Below are 13,697 nucleotides of genomic sequence, written 5' to 3'. Positions count from 1 at the left end.
ATTGAGTTGTCCCGGATAGTGATGGTGGAGAGTCACTTCACGGAAATTCAGCGTTCGAGGCTCAAGCTCCGGTAACGGTTGAGTGCGGCGGCGATCTCCTGCCGTCGCGGCCGGGTCAGGTGGCCCGGATGGTCGCGGTGTCCCGTGATTCCGTCGAGGCCCTCAGCGTCGAGCATGTCCACGACCTCGGCCAGCGCCTCGGTCAGGGAGGTGCGTCCGTCGAAGATCTCGGCCAGGTATTCGAGAGCTTCGGCCACTCCCGACGCCTGCTGAGCGTCGACGAGTTGAGCGATGGCGATGAGGTCGATGAAGTCGCGGCCGAATTGGATCCGGTCGGATCCCTTCGCTCGAGCGGTCTTCGTCTTCGACGCCGGTCGCAGCGCCTTCGCCGTCGGCACACGCGGTGCGGCGATGAAAGAGGGGGCGGCGGGGGAGTCCGAACCGGTGTGTGGGTCGCTGCCGGTTGGAGCCGTTTCGAGGTCGGCTGCGGTGACGCCGACGAGCTCATGTGCTTGGTCCGTGACTTCCTTGGGCACATAGGCGTCGAGCGCGATGACGTGGTCGGCGACTTCGAAGAACGCACTCGATCCGCCGGCGACGAGCACCGTGGACACGCCCTGCTCGGTCAGCAGCGGACGCACGCGGTCGACGAATGGGGTGATCGGTTCCCGCTCGGCGGGGATGAGCGCACGCATGCGTTCGTCGCGGATCATGAAGTTCGTCGCCGACGTGTCCTCGTCGATGAGCAGGGTGTTCGCGCCCACCTCGATCGCCTCGACGAGATTGGCCGCCTGCGAGGTCGACCCGCTGGCATTCGTCGTGGAGAAGAATCTCGTGTCAGAGCCCGAGGGTAGGTTGTTGATGAACGCCGAGATGTCGTCGCCGGTGACGGCGCGACCGTCCTCGGCTCGAATGGAGGTGGCAGTTGGGTCGCTGATGACCCATTCGCGCCCGTCGCCAGCGATATGCGGGTAGACGCCGCGTTCGAGCGCGCGCAGAATCGTCGACTTCCCGTGATAGCCGCCGCCGACGATGACGGTGACCCCGCGAGGGATGCCCATGCCGGTGACGGTGCGGCCGCTGGAGAGTTCGACAGTGTGCTCGAGTTCGAGAGGGGAGGTGAAGACAACCGCATCGGAGGACTTCATCGGCAGGTCCGAATCCCCGGACGTCCGCGGGAGAATCGCACCATTTCCGACGAGACCGATGAGTCCTGCTTCGCCGAGGTGGCTGCGCAGTTCCAGCTGATCCCGGTGCAGTCGGACGTGGTCGGCGAGCCCCTGGGCCGATGGGCCGTGAGTGTTCCCTCCTCTGTCTGCTGGGGCGTCCGACCAGCGGTCGAAGAGGAAGAGCCGTTCGGCGAATTCCGGCAGATCACGGGTGAGGATGTCCGCTGCCTGATGGCCGAGGATGCGGCGGCCGCGCGCAGGCAGATTGACGAGCAGTCGTGCCTCGAACCCGGCGTCATCGATGAGGATGTTCGTCCGCTCGAGGATCTCCTGCCCGGGACGGCCGAGGATGAGTGCGCGCTGATCGAGCTTCGCAAGCACCCCGTTGCCGGCCCGGAGCAGATAATCGGCGGCGGCGATGCGGTCGGCGCGATCAGTGGTGAGGTCGAGCGGGAACTTCGCATCGGCACGATCGACGCGGACCCGGACCTTCGACGGAGAGGCGAACGGATCGGCCTGGACCCGGTCGATGAACACGGTGACCGGTCCGAAGGTGTAGCGGCCGCGGATCTGCTTGAGATTGCCGTAGCTGCGACCGTCGAGGTTATGCAGAGTAGAGGCGAGATTCGACTGACGTGAACTCATTTCACTCATGCTACTGGCGGGAGATGAATGCTTACTCAGCGGTTGTGGACTCGACGCCGTAGAACCGGGCCGCGTTCGACCAGAACACGGCGTCCGCCTCGGTGGGGGTGAGCACCTGACGAAGGAGCGTGAAATCAGCATCGGCGAAGGGGCGACGTGCCCGCGTCGACGGCAAGTCCGTCCCCACCATCAGCGCGGTCGGGTCGGTGTCGACGATGCGACGGATCGCCTCGGCGGGATCGAGCTCCACACGGCCGAAACCGGTGGCCTTGACCTTGACTCCGGCCTCGACGAGGCGCAGCAGGGTCGACAGTCCGTCCTCGTGCATGCCCAGATGATCGATGCTCACCGCCGGCAGTGAGGCGATGCGTGCGGCGAGATCCTCATCGATGGTGCGGGCGTCGATATAGAGCTCGGCGTGCCATCCGACGAGGTCATGGGCCCGTCGGGCAAAGCCGTCGAGGGCATCGAGGGTGGCCGAACCGCCGCGGGCGATATTGAATCGCAGAGCCTTGATGCCGGCCTCGTCGAGGCGTCGGATCTGATCATCGCTGGTCTCATCCGGCAGCTGGGTGACGCCGACATAGTTGTCGCCGAGCTGGCGCAGGGCCTCGATGAGGTACCCCTGGTCGAAGCCTTGGAACGAACCGGACACGACGGCGCCTCCTGCGACTTCGACTCCCACATCGGGGAGGCTCTGCAGTCGCACGCGATAGTCGGTGACCGTGAACGGATCGGGCAGATAGCCGTTGTTCTCGATCAGCGGATGGTTCGAATCGATGATGTGCAGGTGCGCGTCGAAGGCACGCTGGAGTTCGCTCATACCGCCAACCTACAACGTCTCCGAACTGCTCATTCAAGGCGTGGCGCGTCTGTCGGTCTGTGTACCGTTCGATGGGCGCGTCCCGCCTTGAACGACGCTGAAAAGGACACCGGGGAGCGGCTCGGGGATTCTCATTCTTCGGTACTGCGGATAACGATCCCATCAAGGGTCTCGAACGCGCGGTCGGCAGACCTGGTCATGTCAGCGCCTCGGTATATTGTGAGGGAGTTCACATTGAGGTGATCGAGCGGCGCTGGTCGACGGTGATCGCGGCTGCTCTCTTTCGAACATTTGGAAGGATGAGGATGTCCGGACGCACTGCCGAGGCCGCTTCGACAGACCCGGTGCAGCAGACCGACGTCGACGAGCTCATCGCTCAATACGACGAAGAGCTGCCGCAGCGGACGCTGACGCGCAGACTCGACCTCGGCGTCGGCATCGTCTGCTTCGTCGTCTCGCTCTTCGTGCTCAACCAGGTGTTCTTCCCTCTGCGGCAGGGCAACCAGTTCTACCTCATGTGGTTCCTCGCCTTCGTGCTGCCGTTGGTCTTCGTCTGCTATCGGCCCGGATTCGGTCGCAAAGCCGAAGCGGCGGACAAGGCCGCGGAAGCGGCCGAGGCGGTTTCGACGGACGGCGCAGGGGGCAAGGGTAGGGCCGGCACCGAGGCGGGGGTCGCCTCGGCGAAATCCTCGACATCGCCGAAGCGGAGACGGGCGAAGAACGACAACCCGTCGATCATCGATTGGGCACTCGTCGTCATCACCTTCCTCACCTGTGCTTATCCGGTGCTGCCGTTCTTCTCCGGCGGATTCAACGAATTCCTCAACCGGCAGGGTTCGCTGACCGGCCTGGACGTCGTCATGGGCGGAGTCCTGCTTCTGCTCATCCTCGAAGCGACCCGCCGAACCACCGGACTCATCCTGCCGATCTTCTGCATCGTCTTCTTCCTCTACAGCTACTACGGCTCCTATATCCCCGTGAACTGGCCGGGCTCGCATGCCGGGCAGAACTTCGACCAGATCGTCAACGCCCTGTACAACGACGCCTCCGGTTTCTACGGAATCCCACTCGACGTGGCCGCGACCTACATCGTGCTGTTCACCATCTACGGAGCCGTGCTCGACAAGACCGGCGCCGCCAGCTTCTTCATCGATCTCAGCTTCTCCCTGTTCAAGAAATCCAAGGCAGCCCCCGGACGCACCGTGGCACTGTCCGGATTCCTCCTCGGCACGGTCTCCGGCTCGGGCACGGCAACGGCCGTCTCGCTCGGCGCGGTCACCTGGCCGGTGCTCAAAAGAGCCGGCTATCCGAAGGAGAACGCCGGCGGTATGCTTGCCGCCTCCGGCATCGGCGCCATCCTGTCCCCGCCGACGCTCGGTGCCGCGGCCTTCATCATCGCCGAGCTGCTCAACGTCTCCTACGGACTCGTCCTTCTGTGGGCAGTCGTGCCCACTCTCCTGTACTACCTCGGCATCTTCCTCGCCATCGAAATCGACTCCCGGAAGATCGAAGTCGACTACACCCCGCCGCCGGGGCTGCGGTCGTGGCCGATCTTCAAAAAGGGCTTCTACCACTTCATCTCCCTGGGTATCATCGTCGTCTTCCTCGCCCTCGGCATGGCACCGTTCAAAGCCGTCGTCTACGCGACGCTCGTCGGCATCGGATTCGGCATCATCGAGATCATCCTCGCTCGCCGAGGCGAACCCGCCACGATCCTCCGCGCCGTCTGGGACGTGTTCTACGGGGCCCTGTCGACGGGCATCCGCTCGGTTCTGCCGGTGACGAGCGTGTGTGCCGCCGCCGGCATCATCGTCTCGACGATCACGAAGACCGGGCTCGGCCAGGTCATCTCCGACATCCTCATCAAGGGAGCGCAGGCATTCTCGGATGATCCGACGGTCATCCTGATCCTCACCTGCATCTTCGCCGCAGTTGCCGTGACGGTGCTCGGTCTGGCAGTGCCGGTGACCGCCTCGTTCATCATCAGCTGGGTCATCGTCGGCCCAGCTCTCATCACCCTCGGAGTCCCCGAGGCGGCCGCGGCGATGTTCATCTTCTACTACGCGGTCCTCTCCGAGGTCTCCCCGCCGACCGCGCTGGCGGCGGTTGCTTCCTCGGCGATCACCGGCGGCCGCGTCATCGCCACCATGTGGCAGGCCTGCAAGTACGCGATCCCCGCATTCCTCGTGCCTTTGGCTTTCACCTTCACACCCGAAGGTGCCGCATTGGTCGCTCAGGGAGGGTTCCTCGGCGCGGTCTGGACCTTCCTTGTCTCGGCCTGCGCAGTCGCTGCCTTGGCCGCGGGTGCAGGCGGATGGATCATCCGCCGCGCCGGCTGGCCCGAGCGGATCCTGTGCTTCCTCGCCGCCGGCGCGCTCCTCTACCTGCAGCCGCTGTCGATGATGGTCGGCTTCGCGGCCCTTGCCCTCGCCGTCGTCATCCACCTCATCCTCCGACGCAAGCCGGCGACCTCCTCGGCGACGGGAACCGCGGTTGGACCGGCCGCCTCGGCGACGGGAACCGTGACAGGAGCGGCCGCCTCGGCGAAGGACGAGGCACCGGCGAATGCGGTCGACCCGAGTACAGCCGAAGCGGACGGATCCGGTGACGGATTTTCCACCGAACCACCCTCGTCCGGAACACCGGCCGGGACCAACTGAGAAAGGGACGAAGTCCATGAAGCGAACAAGGACGTTCACAATCGCCGCTGCGGCCCTGGCCGCAGTGCTGACGATGAGTTCATGCGGTGGCAAGCGCGAAGCCGAGCCCGCCGCAGAAGGCGGAGACGGCTGCACCGCCGCCTCGGGGCAGATCACCATCGCCACCGGCAACTCGACCGGCGTGTACTACGTGCTCGGCGGAGGTCTGGCACAGGTGATCTCCGACAACTCCGACCTCAAGGCCACAGCGTCGGAGACCGGCGCCTCCGTGCAGAACCTCCAACAGCTGTCCAGCGGCGACTTCGACATCGCGTTCTCCCTGGCCGATACCGCTGCCGACGCAGTGTCGGGGGATGCGGACTTCAAGGAGGCCGAGGACATCTCCGCGCTCTCGCGCATCTACGACAACTTCACTCACGTCGTCGTGCGCAAGGATGCCGAAATCGACTCGGTCGAGGACTTCAAGGGCAAGACGATCTCGACCGGTTCGCCGAAGTCCGGCACCGAGGTCATCGCCAACCGTCTCATCGAATCGGCCGGACTCAAGGACGGGGACGTGACCAAACAGCGCCTCGACCTGTCGAAGACCGTCGACGGGATGAAGGACGGAACCATCGACGGCATGGTGTGGTCCGGCGGACTGCCCACGGCAGGAGTCACCGATCTCTTCACCTCGAACGGCAAGGACGTCGAGATCCTCGACATCTCCGACCTCGAGGGGAAGATGAAGGAGATCAACCCCGTCTACGAGGTGGCAGAGATCCCCGGTGACACGTACAAGGGCGTCGACACGGTGAAGACGATCGTCACCCCGAACGTGCTCATGGTCCGCAATGACATGGACGAAGGCACGGCCTGCGCTCTGACGAAGCTCCTCTTCGACAAAAAGGACGACCTGGTCAAGGTGCATGCCGCGGCGAAGGAGATCAACCTCGACACCGCCGAACCGCCGGAGCCGATCAAGCTGCACCCGGGCTCGCAGAAAGCACTGGACGAGCTGAATAAGTAAGTGCGAGTTGCCCAACCGCTCGTTCAAGGCCTGGCGCGTCTGTCGATCTGTGTACAGTCCGATAGGCGCGCTCCGCCTTGAACGACGCTGACGAGGAACGGAGCACCCCGCTACGCACGGCGGGCCGTGCGACCCTCGGGCAGTTTTCGCCGGGGCCGTCGGCCCTCCGTTGTTCTGAGGGCCGACGGGCGGGATCCGGCCCGGAGCCGGACTCAGCCTTCCCGCAGGCCGACGGTCGGATCGGGCAGGTAGACCTCTCCGCCTGATGCGAGGAACTCGCGGCTCTTCCGCTGCATTCCCGCCAGGGCCTCCTGCGCCTCGGCGCTGCCGTAGGTATCGCGGATGTCCTGGGAGATGCGCATCGAGCAGAACTTCGGACCGCACATCGAACAGAAGTGCGCGGTCTTCGCCGGTTCCGCCGGCAGCGTCTCGTCGTGGAACGCCTCGGCGGTCTCCGGATCGAGGCCGAGGGCGAACTGGTCCCGCCACCGGAATTCGAATCGAGCCTTCGACAGCGCATCATCGCGGGCCGTCGCCCCCGGGTGGCCCTTCGCGATATCGGCGGCATGCGCGGCGATCTTGTACGTGATCACCCCGGTCTTGACGTCGTCACGGTCGGGCAGCCCGAGATGCTCCTTCGGGGTGACGTAGCAGAGCATCGCCGTGCCGTAGCGGGCGATCTCCGTCGCCCCGATCGCCGAGGTGATGTGGTCGTATCCGGGCGCGATATCCGTAACCAGCGGACCCAAGGTGTAGAACGGCGCACCGTGACAGAGCTCCTGCTGACGTTCGACGTTCTCCCGCACGAGGTGGAGCGGAATGTGCCCGGGCCCTTCGACCATCACCTGGACGTCGTGGGCCCACGCGCGTTCGGTGAGTTCGGCGAGAGTGTCGAGCTCGGCGAACTGGGCGGCATCATTGGCATCGGCGATAGAACCCGGCCGCAGTCCGTCGCCGAGCGAGAAAGCGACATCGTAGCGAGCGAAGATCTCACAGAGTTCATCGAAGTGGGTGTAGAGGAAGTTCTCCTCATGGTGGGCAAGGCACCAGCCGGCCATGATGGACCCGCCGCGTGAGACCATCCCGGTGACCCGGTCAGCCGTGAGAGGAACGTAGCGCAGCAGCACACCGGCGTGCACGGTCATGTAGTCGACACCCTGCTCGCACTGCTCGATGACGGTGTCGCGATAGATCTCCCAGGTCAGCGCGTTCGCATCGCCGTCGACCTTCTCCAGCGCCTGATAGATCGGGACGGTGCCGATGGGGATCGGCGAATTGCGGATGATCCACTCCCTAGTGGTGTGGATGTCATTGCCGGTCGACAGATCCATGAGGGTGTCGGCACCCCACTTCGCGGCCCACCGCAGCTTCTGCACCTCCTCGGCGATGGAGCTGGTGACCGCGGAATTGCCGATGTTCGCGTTGATCTTGACGAGGAACGCCCTGCCGATGATCATCGGCTCGGATTCGGGGTGATTGATGTTGTTCGGAATGATCGCGCGACCGGCGGCGAGCTCGGCACGCACGAGTTCGACATCGCACTGCTCGCGGAGCGCCACGAACCGCATCTCCGGTGTGATGATGCCCTGCCTTGCGTAGTGCATCTGGGTCACCGTGCGGCCGGACTTGGCCCTTCGCGGAACCGGTTTGCGTCCCTTCCACTGCTGTGACGGGGCACCTCGGCGGACGGCCGCACGACCGTCATCGGCGATGCGGTGGCCGCGGGCGTCATACGTCTCAGTGTCGAGGCGGTTCTCGATCCACGGGAGTCGCAGAGCGGGCAGTCCCTCCTCCGGAATGCTGCCCGGTCCGACGGTGCGGTACACGTCGACGGGATCGTTGGCCCGACCGTTCGCGTCCTCGAGCTCGATGCGGGTCACGGGAACGCGGATGCCGTGTTCCTCGTCCTCGACCCACGCCGGCGAATGCGTCGGATACTGCTCGAGGGTGAACTGGTCGTGCGAATCTGCGTCAGACGAAGTCGTGGCAGGGGCAGGTGTTTCACGGGTGAATGCAGTCATCTGCAGTCCTCACTTCCTACGCCGGTATCAACCGGATCAGGTTCTACGGTCTCGGACGATCCAGTCCGATCTCAGCCCTTGCAGCGGGCTCCCGTGGGGTCGTGCCATTCGTATCACGACTGACGCAGTGAGGACAACCGTGGCTCCTTGAGCGACGGGAATGGGGTCAGCCGCCCTGGAGGAACGCCTTCGCAGCGGCGCCGAGGGCGACGACGTCGGAGATCGCGACCATTTCGCGTGCCGAGTGCATCGAGTACAGAGCCGGGCCCACATCAACGGTCGTCATGCCCAGCCGGGTCGCGGTCAGCGGTCCGATCGTCGACCCGCAGGGCATCGCATTGTTCGACACGAAATCCTGGTACTCGACCCCGGCGGCCGCGCACGCCCGTGACCACACGGCGGTGCCCACCGCATCCGTGGCGTAGCGCTGCTGAGCGTTGAGCTTGAGCAGGGGACCGCCGCCGAGGCGGGGGCGGACATGCGGATCGTGCCGTTCGGGATAGTTCGGATGGGCAGCATGCCCGGCATCGGAGGAGACACACACCGAGGTGGACATCGACGCGAGATAATCGCTGCGCGTCGACTGCGGCAGCAAGGAGGCGACGATGCGCTCGGTGACGTCGGCGAGGAACGGACCGCACGCGCCCGAGCGCGAATTCGACCCGATCTCCTCATGATCGAACGCCGCGAACAGTGGGATGCCGTCGAGCCCGTCGGCATCGAGCTGGGTGAGCGCGGTGACGCCGGCGTGGACGGACAGGAGGTTGTCCAGCCTCGGCGAGGCGAAGAACTCCTCGGCGGCACCGAAGAGGGCCGGCTCCTGAACGGGAATGGTGTAGACATCGTGGCCGACGACGGACTCGGCATCGACCCCGGCAGAGGCGGCGAGCAGTTCGATGATGTCCGCCTCGGCGAGGTCGGCCAGACCGATGACGGGAGCGGTGTGACGCTGCTTGTCCAAGGTCAGACCCTCATTGACCTGCCGGTCGAGGTGGATCGCGAGCTGCGGGATGCGGGCGATCGGCCCGGTGCGGGCGAGCACGATGCTGCCGTCGGCGAGGCCGAGCCGACCCGCGAACGCGAGCTCACGATCGAGCCACGAATTCAGCAGCGGCCCGCCGTAGATCTCCACCCCGACCTGCCGGGTGCCTTCGGCGGTGAACTCGCCGCCGGGTTTGAGTTTGAACGCCGGGGAGTCGGTGTGGGAACCGAACACGCGGAACCGGGGAGCCGCCTCGGTGACGGTGGGATTCATCCACGCGATGAGCGCGCCGTCGCGGATGACGTAGTGCCCGGTTCCGGGCGTCAGCGCCCAGGGAACGGACTCGTCGAGGCGGGAGAAACCGGCCTCTTCCAGGCGTTTCGCCGCGGTGTCCACCGCGTGGTAGGAGCTGGGAGATGCGCTGACGAAGTCGCCGAGGTCGGCCGCTGTCGTCGCGGCCACATCCGGTCTCGGGAGTGATTCATTCATTTCCCCAGCCTATCGTTTGCGGTAGTTTGGAGGTGAAGAAGATCAGGTCTCAGACGCCGGGTTGCCACCGGGTCCGAGAATCAGGCGGGGGCAGCGACCCTGCGACCGCACCAGCGACGGCAAGGAGTGTTCGACGTGAACCAGTTCGTGACGGAGTGGAACACCTGGCGCGACTCACGGAACTCAGCCCTTGCGAAACCGTTCGGCTGGCTCAGTGTCGTCGGACTCCACTGGCTCGACGCCGAATCGACCTGGACCGACGCCCCCGGCACGTTCACCGTCGACGACGGCTGGGTGACCGTATCCCTGAAGACCGGAATCAAGGCCGGCCCCGCAGCCGAGACATTCGACCTGCTCAGCAAGGTCGACAACGGTGAGTCAGCTGGTGCCGTTGCTGCTTCTGGCGTGAACGGCGGAGGACCGACCCGTGCGACCAGCCCGGCCGTGCCCAGCGACACCTCGACTCTGCCGAGGGTGATGGACCAGTCCGGTGCGGGCGCGGCTGCGGCAGACTCCGCGGGTAGCGACCCTTCTGCCGGAACGGGCGCCGGATCCGATGCGGGGTCCGATGGCGGATCCGACGGGCACGCAGCAGCGCCCGCCAAGCCACAGGTCCGCGTGGAAGAGAACGGGTTCAGCGCGAAGCTTCCGAACGGCGGCTCGCTCAACTGGTTCACCGTCGGCAACGTCCTCTACGAACTCATCGATCGGGGCGGCCGCCTCGGCGTGCGTGTGCGCAATTCGAAGTCCCCGCTGCTCGGGAAGTTCTTCGAGGTTCCGGTCTTCGACCCGGACCCGGACTTCGTCTTCCTCGCCCGGTTCACCAGGTTCGACCCGTTCAAGACCTACACCATCGAAACCGCCCAAGAGGACCTGCAGCTGCAGACACAGGCGGCGGGAACCGTCACCTTCGAGACCTCGCACGGTGAGGTGAGCCTGCTCGCCACCGGGTGCCCGAAGACCGGACTCCAACTGGACTTCCACGATTCGACGAACGGGAGCACCACCGCCGCGTGGCGGACCATCGACCTCGGAGTGCCGAATCAGGACGGGTCGCTCGTCATCGATTTCAACCGTGCGGTGAACTACCCGTTCGCGTTCACCTCATTCGCCACCTGCCCGGCCCCGATCGAGGGAAACGTCGTTCCCTTCGACGTCACCGCAGGTGAGCGGCGTCCCCCGTTCTTCTACTCGGAGGCCGGGATCAACGTGCCGTTCCTCTTCTACGTGTGGTGGGACGAAGAGAGCGCCGAGGTGACGCGCCCCTGGTATTCGCGTTTCGGCCTCGACATCACCATCCTCAACCCCAACCACGACGACGGGCGGATCTCCCTCGTCGGCTTCGACGGGGTCGCGATGTCCGGCGGAGATCTGTCGCCGCTGGGGCGCAAGGCCCGGTCGCGGCTCATCGATGTCGCCACCGAAGCGCTGACTTCACGGATTCCGGTCATCGGCATCGGCGCGTACTCGGCGTTCGTCATCCAGGCCCAGCGTGAGCTGCGTTCGCAGCAGGGCTATGTCGATGGCATCGAGACCGAATACGAGGCGCCGGCGGACCGTCTGCTCATCGTGATGAACAACGAACTCGACCCGAAGCAGGCCGGTTTCGACATCGTCCACACCGACGCCAGTGGGCTGATCTACGTGGAGATGCCCTTCGACATTCCGCTCGAATCCGATCGCACCGAGGTCGAGGACTTCCAGGCGGCCATGGAATCCGGTGCCTCGATCACGAGCTGGCAGGAATTCGACTACCGCATGGTCGCCCTCATCCGCCACCACCGCTGACGGCCGGTTCCCAGCCTCAGTCCCAGCGCCCGTTTCCTCCCAGAACTACCTAACGGCGGCCCAGCAACCTCGCGCGAGGTTGCTGGGCCGCCGTCAGGTAGCAATTACCAGATGGTGACTCGCTGGTCGGGGGCTAAGTACATGCCGTCGCCCTCTGCCACGCCGTAGGTGTCGTGGAAGGCGGTCATGTTCTTCACGACCTGGTTGCAGCGGAACTCCTCCGGCGAATGCGGGTCGATCGAGAGCCTGCGCACACGCTCCTCGGTGCGCATCTTCGACCGCCATGCCTTCGCCCACGCCTCGAAGAACGCCTTCGCCTGCTCGCCCGACGGCGCCACCGGCACGCCCGGAGTGCCCGCCCGTTCACCGAGCTCGAGCTCGAGCGCCTTCCATCCGATCGACAGACCACCGAGGTCACCGATGTTCTCACCGACCGTCAGCGCCCCGTTGACGTGCTGATTCGGTTCGAGACCTGCCGGGACCAGCTCTTCGTACTGGGCGATGAGCGCATTCGTGCGCTCCTCGAACAGGGTCCGATCCGATTCGGTCCACCAGTCGACGAGGTTGCCGTCACCGTCATAACGCGATCCCTGATCGTCGAAGCCGTGACCGATCTCGTGGCCGATGACCGCGCCGATCGCTCCGAAGTTCGCGGCCACCTCACCGGAGGCGTCGAAGAACGGCGGCTGGAGGATCGCTGCCGGGAAGACGATCTCGTTCATCACCGGGTGGTAGTAGGCGTTGACCGTCTGCGGGGTCATCAGCCATTCCGTGCGGTCGATGGGCCCGCCGATCCGCTTCACCTGCCGCACATGCTCGGCCTGCGAGCAGCGACGCACGTTGCCCACCAGGTCGGAGGAGTCGATCGCGGCCGGGTACTCCCGCCACACCTCCGGGTAGCCGACCTTCGGAGTGAACTTCGAGAGCTTGACCAGGGCGCGTTCCTTCGTCTCCTCGCTCATCCACTCGAGCTCGCGGATCGATTTGTCGTAGGCCTTGATGAGCATGCCCACGAGATGGTCGATCGCGTCCTTGGACGACGGCGGGAACTCAGCTGAGACGTAGAGTTTGCCCACGGCCTCACCGAGGTAGCCCTCGACGAGGCTGACCCCGCGCTTCCAGCGCTCCCGCAGGGCAGGAGTGCCCGAGAGAGTCCGGGAGTTGAAGTCGAAGTTCTCCTCGACGAACTCATCGGAGAGCAGCGAGGCGGTGTCGGAGACGACGACGAAGCGCAACCACGTCTTGATGGTCTCGATGTCGGTCTCCGCCCACACCTTCGCCATGCCCGTGACGAATGAGGGCTGGGAGACCACGAGGTACTTCAGATCAGACGCATCGGCGGTGAGGATCCCCAGGTAGGAGTCGAAGTCGAACTCGGGACCGAGGTCGCGCAGCTCGGAGATCGAATACTTGTTGTACGTCTTCTCGGCATCACGGCAGGCCACGCGGTCCCAGTGGTGGCGGGCGAGCTCGGTCTCGAACGTCATCACCTTGGCGGCCACCTCAGCGTCGGAGATCCCGGACTTCTCACCGAGGCCGGCCAGGGCCGCGATCTTCTGCACGTGTGCGAGGAACTTCGCGCGCACCTCGGCGTGGTCGTCGTTGAAGTAGTAGTCCTCGTCGGGCAGGGAGATGCCGGCCTGGACGAGATAGAGGGCGTAGACGTCGGAGTCCTTCGCATCGGCGGTGACGTACCCACCGAGCAGACCGCCGATACCCTCGGTCTCCAACCGGGCGAGAAGGGCGGCGAGCTCAGACTTGTCCTCGGCGGCGTCGATGGCTGCGAACGTCGAGGTCAGCGGGGCGACTCCTAGTTCGTTGATGCGATCGACATCCATGAACGAGGTGAACAGGTCGGCGACCTTCTGCCCCTCGGAGCCCGGCTCCTGCGGGGCGTCGGACACGGAGGTGATGATGTCGCGGACCTTGGTCTCTGCGGTGTCGAAGAGCTCACGCATGGCTCCGTCGCCGGCCCGGTCATCGGGGATCGTGAACGAGTCGATCCACTCGCCGTTGATGTGCTGGTACAGGTCGTCCTGAGGCCTGATCGAGGTCAGTGAGGTTTCAGAAGTCATGGCCCCACAGTATCGTGATCAGAGCCCCGCACGCCC

General features: G+C 65.2%; 8 protein-coding genes and 1 riboswitch. Of the genes, 3 read left to right on the top strand and 5 right to left on the bottom strand.

The features are described from left to right. Positions 1–47: 47 nt before the first annotated feature. Positions 48–1,814, bottom strand: coding sequence for an ABC-ATPase domain-containing protein (locus tag ACU4IU_RS06600; protein WP_139470337.1), 1,767 nt, complete (start codon positions 1,812–1,814; stop codon positions 48–50). Between the two features lie 31 nt (positions 1,815–1,845). Continuing rightward, positions 1,846–2,637, bottom strand: a complete 792-nt coding sequence (locus tag ACU4IU_RS06595) for an amidohydrolase family protein (protein ID WP_139470336.1) — start codon at positions 2,635–2,637, stop codon at positions 1,846–1,848. 305 nt (positions 2,638–2,942) lie between these two features. On the opposite strand from ACU4IU_RS06595, the gene ACU4IU_RS06590 reads away from it, so the two are divergent. After that, positions 2,943–5,297 carry a TRAP transporter permease gene (locus tag ACU4IU_RS06590; RefSeq protein WP_139470335.1) on the top strand — a complete coding sequence of 785 codons (2,355 nt, stop codon included), beginning with the start codon at positions 2,943–2,945 and terminating at the stop codon, positions 5,295–5,297. Between the two features lie 16 nt (positions 5,298–5,313). Continuing rightward, the gene (locus ACU4IU_RS06585) at positions 5,314–6,306 is read left to right on the top strand and encodes a TAXI family TRAP transporter solute-binding subunit (protein WP_139470334.1); all 993 of its coding nucleotides are present in this window, start codon (positions 5,314–5,316) and stop codon (positions 6,304–6,306) included. Between the two features lie 212 nt (positions 6,307–6,518). Here the strand turns inward: ACU4IU_RS06585 and thiC are convergent, their stop codons facing one another. Together thiC and ACU4IU_RS06575 are read right to left on the bottom strand one after the other, a co-directional pair. Beyond that, the gene (thiC, locus tag ACU4IU_RS06580) at positions 6,519–8,327 is read right to left on the bottom strand and encodes a phosphomethylpyrimidine synthase ThiC (protein WP_446656225.1); all 1,809 of its coding nucleotides are present in this window, start codon (positions 8,325–8,327) and stop codon (positions 6,519–6,521) included. Further along, positions 8,323–8,431: riboswitch (TPP riboswitch) on the bottom strand. It overlaps the preceding gene by 5 nt. A gap of 62 nt (positions 8,432–8,493) precedes the next feature. Beyond that, complete coding sequence (locus tag ACU4IU_RS06575) at positions 8,494–9,798, bottom strand: M18 family aminopeptidase (protein ID WP_446656224.1); 1,305 nt, start codon at positions 9,796–9,798, stop codon at positions 8,494–8,496. Between the two features lie 135 nt (positions 9,799–9,933). Here ACU4IU_RS06575 and ACU4IU_RS06570 point away from each other — a divergent pair, with 135 nt between their 5' ends. Beyond that, positions 9,934–11,586: a DUF1684 domain-containing protein gene (locus ACU4IU_RS06570; RefSeq protein ID WP_446656223.1), complete on the top strand. Its 1,653-nt coding sequence runs from the start codon at positions 9,934–9,936 to the stop codon at positions 11,584–11,586. 104 nt (positions 11,587–11,690) lie between these two features. Here the strand turns inward: ACU4IU_RS06570 and ACU4IU_RS06565 are convergent, their stop codons facing one another. Continuing rightward, the gene (locus tag ACU4IU_RS06565; protein ID WP_446656222.1) at positions 11,691–13,661 is read right to left on the bottom strand and encodes a M13 family metallopeptidase; all 1,971 of its coding nucleotides are present in this window, start codon (positions 13,659–13,661) and stop codon (positions 11,691–11,693) included. Between the last annotated feature and the right edge of the window lie 36 nt (positions 13,662–13,697).

This window comes from Brevibacterium sp. CSND-B09, assembly GCF_052906525.1.
This window is presented reverse-complemented; position numbering and strand designations above follow the sequence as displayed.

Excerpts from the sequence above, each read along its gene's own strand:
- ACU4IU_RS06565 (WP_446656222.1), bottom strand. The coding sequence starts at position 13,661 with ATGACTTCTGAAACCTCACTGACCTCGATCAGGCCTCAGGACGACCTG.
- ACU4IU_RS06575 (WP_446656224.1), bottom strand. The coding sequence starts at position 9,798 with ATGAATGAATCACTCCCGAGACCGGATGTGGCCGCGACGACAGCGGCC.
- thiC (WP_446656225.1), bottom strand. The coding sequence starts at position 8,327 with ATGACTGCATTCACCCGTGAAACACCTGCCCCTGCCACGACTTCGTCT.
- ACU4IU_RS06585 (WP_139470334.1), top strand. The coding sequence starts at position 5,314 with ATGAAGCGAACAAGGACGTTCACAATCGCCGCTGCGGCCCTGGCCGCA.
- ACU4IU_RS06590 (WP_139470335.1), top strand. The coding sequence starts at position 2,943 with ATGTCCGGACGCACTGCCGAGGCCGCTTCGACAGACCCGGTGCAGCAG.
- ACU4IU_RS06595 (WP_139470336.1), bottom strand. The coding sequence starts at position 2,637 with ATGAGCGAACTCCAGCGTGCCTTCGACGCGCACCTGCACATCATCGAT.
- ACU4IU_RS06600 (WP_139470337.1), bottom strand. The coding sequence starts at position 1,814 with ATGAGTTCACGTCAGTCGAATCTCGCCTCTACTCTGCATAACCTCGAC.